The 6,455-nt window shown below is 37.6% G+C and carries 7 protein-coding genes and 1 pseudogene; all 8 read right to left on the bottom strand.

Annotated elements, in window-relative coordinates; translation table 11 throughout:
* Positions 1-1,001 (bottom strand): heparan-alpha-glucosaminide N-acetyltransferase domain-containing protein (locus tag AC6F75_RS09635; protein WP_500714800.1); only part of this gene is annotated, 1,001 nt, incomplete at its 3' end.
* Between the two features lie 24 nt (positions 1,002-1,025).
* Positions 1,026-2,078, bottom strand: a complete 1,053-nt coding sequence (locus AC6F75_RS09630) for a proline iminopeptidase-family hydrolase (protein WP_500714799.1) — start codon at positions 2,076-2,078, stop codon at positions 1,026-1,028.
* A gap of 5 nt (positions 2,079-2,083) precedes the next feature.
* Entirely contained in the window at positions 2,084-2,896 is an 813-nt protein-coding gene (locus AC6F75_RS09625) for a sterol desaturase family protein (protein WP_500714798.1), read from the bottom strand.
* 46 nt (positions 2,897-2,942) lie between these two features.
* Positions 2,943-3,704 (bottom strand): glucose 1-dehydrogenase, encoded by a 762-nt coding sequence (locus tag AC6F75_RS09620; RefSeq protein WP_500714797.1) that lies wholly within the window; start codon positions 3,702-3,704, stop codon positions 2,943-2,945.
* Between the two features lie 8 nt (positions 3,705-3,712).
* Positions 3,713-4,168 carry a VOC family protein gene (locus AC6F75_RS09615; protein ID WP_500714796.1) on the bottom strand — a complete coding sequence of 152 codons (456 nt, stop codon included), beginning with the start codon at positions 4,166-4,168 and terminating at the stop codon, positions 3,713-3,715.
* Between the two features lie 69 nt (positions 4,169-4,237).
* Positions 4,238-5,542 (bottom strand): DUF418 domain-containing protein, encoded by a 1,305-nt coding sequence (locus tag AC6F75_RS09610; protein WP_500714795.1) that lies wholly within the window; start codon positions 5,540-5,542, stop codon positions 4,238-4,240.
* 106 nt (positions 5,543-5,648) lie between these two features.
* Positions 5,649-6,122, bottom strand: a complete 474-nt coding sequence (locus AC6F75_RS09605; RefSeq protein ID WP_500714794.1) for an SgcJ/EcaC family oxidoreductase — start codon at positions 6,120-6,122, stop codon at positions 5,649-5,651.
* Between the two features lie 46 nt (positions 6,123-6,168).
* Positions 6,169-6,455, bottom strand: a pseudogene (locus AC6F75_RS09600) (nuclear transport factor 2 family protein); the annotation flags it as partial.

The raw sequence follows: 6,455 nt of genomic DNA, 5'->3' as shown, positions 1-6,455 counted from the left end.
TCAATGATCATCAGTTTGGGGTCAAAGCCACTCAGGTAAACTGCCAGTACAGCAAGCAGGTGTATCCAGTAAATATGAACGATGTAAAAAAACATGGGTACTTTGCCAAAAAGCACCATGATATCAAATAATTTCCCTTTAAACTTTTCCGCCAGTGAAAGCACTATCAGGGAAGGCCCCAGTGTGATTAACAAAAACAAAAGTGAAGGGGGGTATTTGGTGACATTGAAAAAAGAGAGTGCTGTTTTTTCAAAATCATCATATGATGTCCACGGTACCAAATCGCCATATACGTTTGCAAAACGTAAAACAAAAAATAGGACAATGGCTGAAATACCGGTGCGTATTAGAATTTGATGTCGTTTAGCAACATCAAATCCGGGTTTGTAAAGGATGCCTAAGTAATAACCCAGCGGCATAACAAATATCCAGGGAATGAGTGGATAAGCAATAAATAGCGTCACCTGTTCCGTAAGTTGAAAAGGTGCCATTACGTGCAAAACTGTCCATATCTCACTATAAGAACTAGTTGTAAAACCATCTAAAGCATTGTGTCCAAAAATGGCGATTAAGCATATCGCAATCATTAGTTTTTTGGGTACATGAATAAGTAAGGCCAAAAAAAGCATGGATGCACCCAAGAGCCAGATTACCTGAAACAATATGTAATTAAAATTGAACTGAAACCTCCAGGCAAAGCTAATCACAACTATTTCTAAAAAGATTAGCCAAACACCTCTTTTTAGGAGCCATTTGCTTACAGCTTTTTTACCGATTTTTTGTTCCACAAAAAAGGCAGAAGTACCTGCCAGAAAAACAAATACCGGCGCGCAAAAATGGGTAATGAAACGTGTAAAAAAGATCCAGAAGTTCGTTTGTTCAATATCGGTAGGGTCAAAATAAAAATAATCATAATGAAAATAGTCACGCACATGGTCTAATGCCATTAATACAATGACCATTCCCTTTAAAAAATCTAAGGACTGGACACGGTTATTCATAGTTATTAATTTATATTTCAAAAATTAAAAAGTACCGTTGTCAACTTCTTTAACAAACTTTATCAGTTCGCTAAAAAAGGTTTTTGGATCATCAAATTGGGATAAGTGACTGCCGTTTGTGGTAACACTTCTTCCATTTTGTACCTGGCCGGCCATCCACTCCATGTACTTTGGGTCCATAGTGTCATACTTGGCACCCAGCATAAGTGTGGGCACTTTAATTTCAGGAAGTCTGTCTGATATGTCCCAATTATATAAAGTGGCTTCTTTAGTGATACCAAATTCACTGGGGCCTTGCATATATACATAAATGTCATGGTTGAGGTGTTTGAACAGTAATTGAACAGATTTTGGCCACATTTCCAGAGGTTTTCGTAATAAATGTTTGGTGTAAAAGTGTTCCATTAAGAGTGCTTCATATCTGGGATTGGAGTAGTCCTTTGCGGCTTCCAGAGATTGAATTTCCTTGAGTACTTCCTCCGGCATTTGAGGTCCTAATACTTCCTGAGCATATTTGTTATATTCTGGAATACTTGCAACCATGTTTGAAACAATTAGTCCTTTTAAATTGTATTGATATTTCAGGGCATATTCCATAGCTAAAGTACCGCCCCACGATTGTCCTAATAGATAAAAGTTGTCTTTGTGGAGTCCTAAAGCTTTTCTTACCTGCTCTACCTCTTCCACAAAATGTTCAATGGTCCAAAGACTAGGGTCATTGGGATTATCACTATAGTAAGAATCGAGCTGATCATAATAAATGTATTCGATTTCTTCATTGGGGAGGTAGCCTTCAAAATTCCCAAATTCTTCGTGAGAGCCTCCCGGACCGCCGTGTAGAAGTAATACACGCATTTTGGGGTTATTACCCATACGTTTGGTATAGACATTAAAGGTGCCAATGGCCGTTTCAATTGGAATCATTTTAATACCACCGCTTTCTTGGTCGTCGCTTTTGGAATAGTCAAAATAACTTGATTTAGTTTCAAGTTCAGTAGTTGTTGAGGTTTCTGGTTTTTCAGTGCATCCAAAAAGTAGACTGAAGAAAATACTAAGTAAAAGAATATAGGTTTTCATATTGTTTAAGAGTTTTTTGATTCTTGTTTTGAAATATTGATAAAAGGCGTTTTCATTAAATACCAAAACGATTGTTTTTGGTCGTCAAATTCTTTAAGTCCAAGTTTAACTTCATCCGGATGTTTGTATTTAAAAGTGCCGAATAGCCGGTCCCAAAGAATAAAAATATCAGCATAATTAGAATTGGTGTAATATTCATCCTGGTCGTGATGCACGCGATGAAAATTGGGTGTTGTAAAAATGAGTCCAAAAGTTTTATCAATCCACGTAGGATATTTTAAGTTGCAGTGTTCTATAAACACATAAGGAATAATGATTAAAACAAACAAACCAAGTCCGGTGGTGTCTAAACCAAAAAGTGCTGCAGCTACAACCCCTGAGGAGCCAAAATAGAACACCAGCTCAATGGGATGTACCCTGATGTTAGAGGAAGCGTCCATGCGACTATCACTGTGATGCACACGATGGAAATTCCATAAAAAAGGAACGTAGTGTGCAATGCGATGGAACCAGTAATTGGCCATGTCAAAAAGCATTACGCTAAACAGGAGAAATAACCAAACGGGTAAATCTAAATGATGAAACAAACCTATTTCGTTTGAGTTCAACCAATCAACGGCAATCACGATAATGCCTGCCCAAAACAAATTCAATAAAGTAATGATGATTAAAAAACCGTTGTTTTCAAGTAAATGCTTACCCGTTTTATCAAATTTAAATTGGGTGTTGAATACATTTTCTGCGGTAAAGAAGATTACTAGTAGAACCACAGTAAATAAATCGAAATTTATGCTTATCAAGGTGTTGAGGGTTTCCATTTGGTTTATCTTTTTTTGTTGGTTCTCTGAATTTTAATTTATCATTTTACATCGTTAAAGTAAGCCCACCGTCTGCTGTAAGTGTGGTTCCAGTGATATAGCTTGCTTCCTCTGAACAAAGAAATACAATGGTCTTTGCCATTTCTTCAGGAAGACCTGCACGTCTCAAATGTACAGTTGGCAACAAGTTTTTATCATACAAGTCATCACCAACAATCCCTCGCAATCGCTGGTGCATAGGCGTCACTATTGCTCCCGGACACAACAAGTTAACACGTATGCCTTGTGATGCAAGTTCAGCAGACACACTTGACGTTAAGCCTATCAACCCATGTTTTGAAGTGACATAAGCCGACCCTGTTGGAAAACCAAGAAATGAATTGACAGAACCAACATTTACGATCGCACCACCGTGGCCTAATTTCAACATCGCTCTTGCCTCATATTTCATAGAGAGAAATACACCTTTTAGATTGATGTCAAGAACCTGGTCCCAATCGTTTTCTTCAAGGTCAGTAATCATATTTAGTTGACCTTCTATACCTGCATTGTTTATGGCAAAATCCAATCGACCAAATACTTTCAACGTATGTGCAACCATCTGTTCGACGCTTTTTGCATCAGAAACATCTGTTTTGATTGCCGAAGCTTTTCCGCCTTTTGCTTCTATAGAAGCGACCAGGTTGTCCAGTTCTTCTTTCCGGCGTGCAGCGACAACGACTTTTGCACCTTTTTCGGCGAAAGCTTCTGCTGTTGCTTTTCCTATTCCACTACTGGAACCGGTAATGAGTGCGACTTTGTTTTTCATTTGTTGTTTTATTGATTTATGCTATTCACTTCTATCCAATAGCCATCCGGGTCTTGAAAGAACACTTGTTGAATGCCATCAGTTCTTATGTTAATTTTATTAAGGTTTCCGGGGAAATCAGAGTATTCAATCTTCATTTCTGTCAGTTTCTGAACAAATGCATTAAAATTTGAAGTTGATAAGGCAAGGTGAATGGCTTTATTGGTTTTAATATCGTCTTTCAAAACTGATAATAGGTGCAATTCCTTACCATCGCCCAAGGATATCCATTTTACATCTTTAACCTCTGGTGGTAATGGAATTATTTTCAAATTCAAAACGTCTGTGTAAAATTTAGCTGATACATTTACATCTTTAACTGACAATGCTATATGATTAAAAGTAAGAGAGACGGCTTTTTTTTCTTGTCCATTCACCACATTCGACAACTGAACGAACATTAGAAGGATGAGTGCTTTTTTCATAATTTTTATGGTTTGATAGTTCTTGTTTTAGTTTGTATATAACTTAATGTTATGGCATATTTTATAAGGTTAGTTTTTAATTCTAAACGGTTGCTTCTTCCCATAAGTCAACGAACGCCACAACCACTCAAAAGGACCAAATAAGAAATATTTTAACCAGATGGGACTTACAATGAGTTGGAAAATCCAGATGCTAAATACTACATAATACAATTCATAACGCTCTAAAATGCCGAACAAACCAAAACCAAATCCGTAAAAAATGATGGACGTAATGATGCTGTGCATTAAATAGTTAGTCAAGGCCATTCTACCCACAGCTGCCAATGCTCTTTGAAGGAAAGCGATCATTCCGGATTTAATAAACAGCATAAACAACCCAATGTGCCCCATTGTTACAGCTATTCTACCTAATTGATAGGTTTGTTCGGCTTTTTTCATGGTTACCACATCATAATTGCTTTGAACGATGAGTTGGGTTTCATAATAATTTATGGTGACGCCAATAATGTAACCTATAAATGCCATTAGAAAATAAAAACGGGTGCTCCGCTCACCGTGAAAAATTCGGAGTTTAAAAAAGGCCATCCCTATAAACATATAGCTGAGAATATCCCAAACCCACAAGCGATAAGGTAACCAGGTTTGCATCCATTGATTAAATTCCACTTTATTTTGGATGATTTTAAAGTACCCTACATTCATTTTTTCCATTACTTGCTGAACATCCTTAGCAGTCTTTTTAGTATTCAGTTTTGCCCATTCATCAAGAGTTGATGTTTCTTTTTCACTTAATTCAATCCCGGCTGAATTGTTTTCCATAACCATTTCAGCATCTTGTTTTAGTTTGACGTTATTTTGATAATCGCTGATATCCCAAAGAATTCCGATGCCAATAAGTATAGCTCCAATAATTATCAGGTTTTTTACCGGCAGGTTTCTAAAAGGGAATAAAAACAAACCAAACAAAGCATACGGGAAAAGTATATCACCGTGCCAAAGCAATATCCAGACGTTTGCAATACCAAACAAGAGCAGCCAGATCATTCGGCGGTAGTATATATCAGCTGTTGAAATCCCTGCACCGTCTTTGATGAGCCTTCCGGTTAGTAAAATGACTCCTGCTCCAAAGAGCAGTGTAAACAAGCCGCGCATAGTCCCTTCAAAAAACATTTCGTTGGTTACCCAAACATAAAAGTTTAAGCCTTCTGTATGACCCAAAACGCTGGGGTCTGAATAACTGAACGGTAATCCCATTCCATTGATGTTCATTAAAAGTATGCCAAATAAAGCAATGCCTCTAATCACATCTAGAGCATTGATGCGGGTGTGGCTTAAGGTTGGTTTTAATTCGTTGGTGGTTAGTGGTTCCATGTGGATTTTTATTGTTTTTTTGCATCAACCTGACTTATAAAAAGACAGAATTATTAAAACTGTAAGTGTATTCTTTATTTGAGTTATTTAGAGCTATCTAATTTTATTAATTGCCCTGAAGCTGTCTTTGATAAACTTCAGCATCGTAGGTTCCTACTGACTTTTGAACCAGTCCTTGATCACTCATTGTCCATTCTTCAAATCCGCTAAAATCCACTTTGTTTCCGGTGCCTCCGGGTCCGGTATTCGTTCCCTTGAATCTCCAGTAGTACCTGTAGGTGTTTTCTTGTACTGTTAAACTGTCCATAGTTAATTTTATATCAGGAAAGGCATCCATATAGGATTGAGCAGTTGCTGCTATTTGTTTTCTTCCCACTGCCGGTTTGCCTTTGTTCACGATCAGCGTTCCGTCTTCGGCATAAAATGAAGCCATTTTTTCCGGTTGTTTACTGTTCCAGGCAGCAGTATAATTCTGTGCGAATGCAACCATTTTTTCTTGTTCATAATTTTTAGATTTACACGCAGTCAGTATCGTCATGAATACTATGGTTACTATTAGGATAAAACGTTTTGTGTTCATATAGCTTTGTTTAAATTGGTTATAACTGATATTAATTACAATAGCGTTATTTACTCGTGGCATCAGCCAGTTTCTTGGTATCTACAAACTGCTGAAAACCGATTATTTTACCGTCTTTAAGCGACCATAGGTGTGCTACCTGGGCATTAAAGGTTTTGCCGGTCTCCTTCACTTTTGCATCATAGCGAAGCGTAGCCAGGACTTTATTGCCACTCATTTCATGCAGTTCGATATCTTCCAGCTTAAAATAGTCGTGTTCAGCGCCAACCCGGACAAAAATTCCGTTCAGAACAGCGTCCGGACCGATATACGGGTTTCCGTCTGCATACGCAT

Source organism: Planktosalinus sp., assembly GCF_059864935.1.
This window is presented reverse-complemented; position numbering and strand designations above follow the sequence as displayed.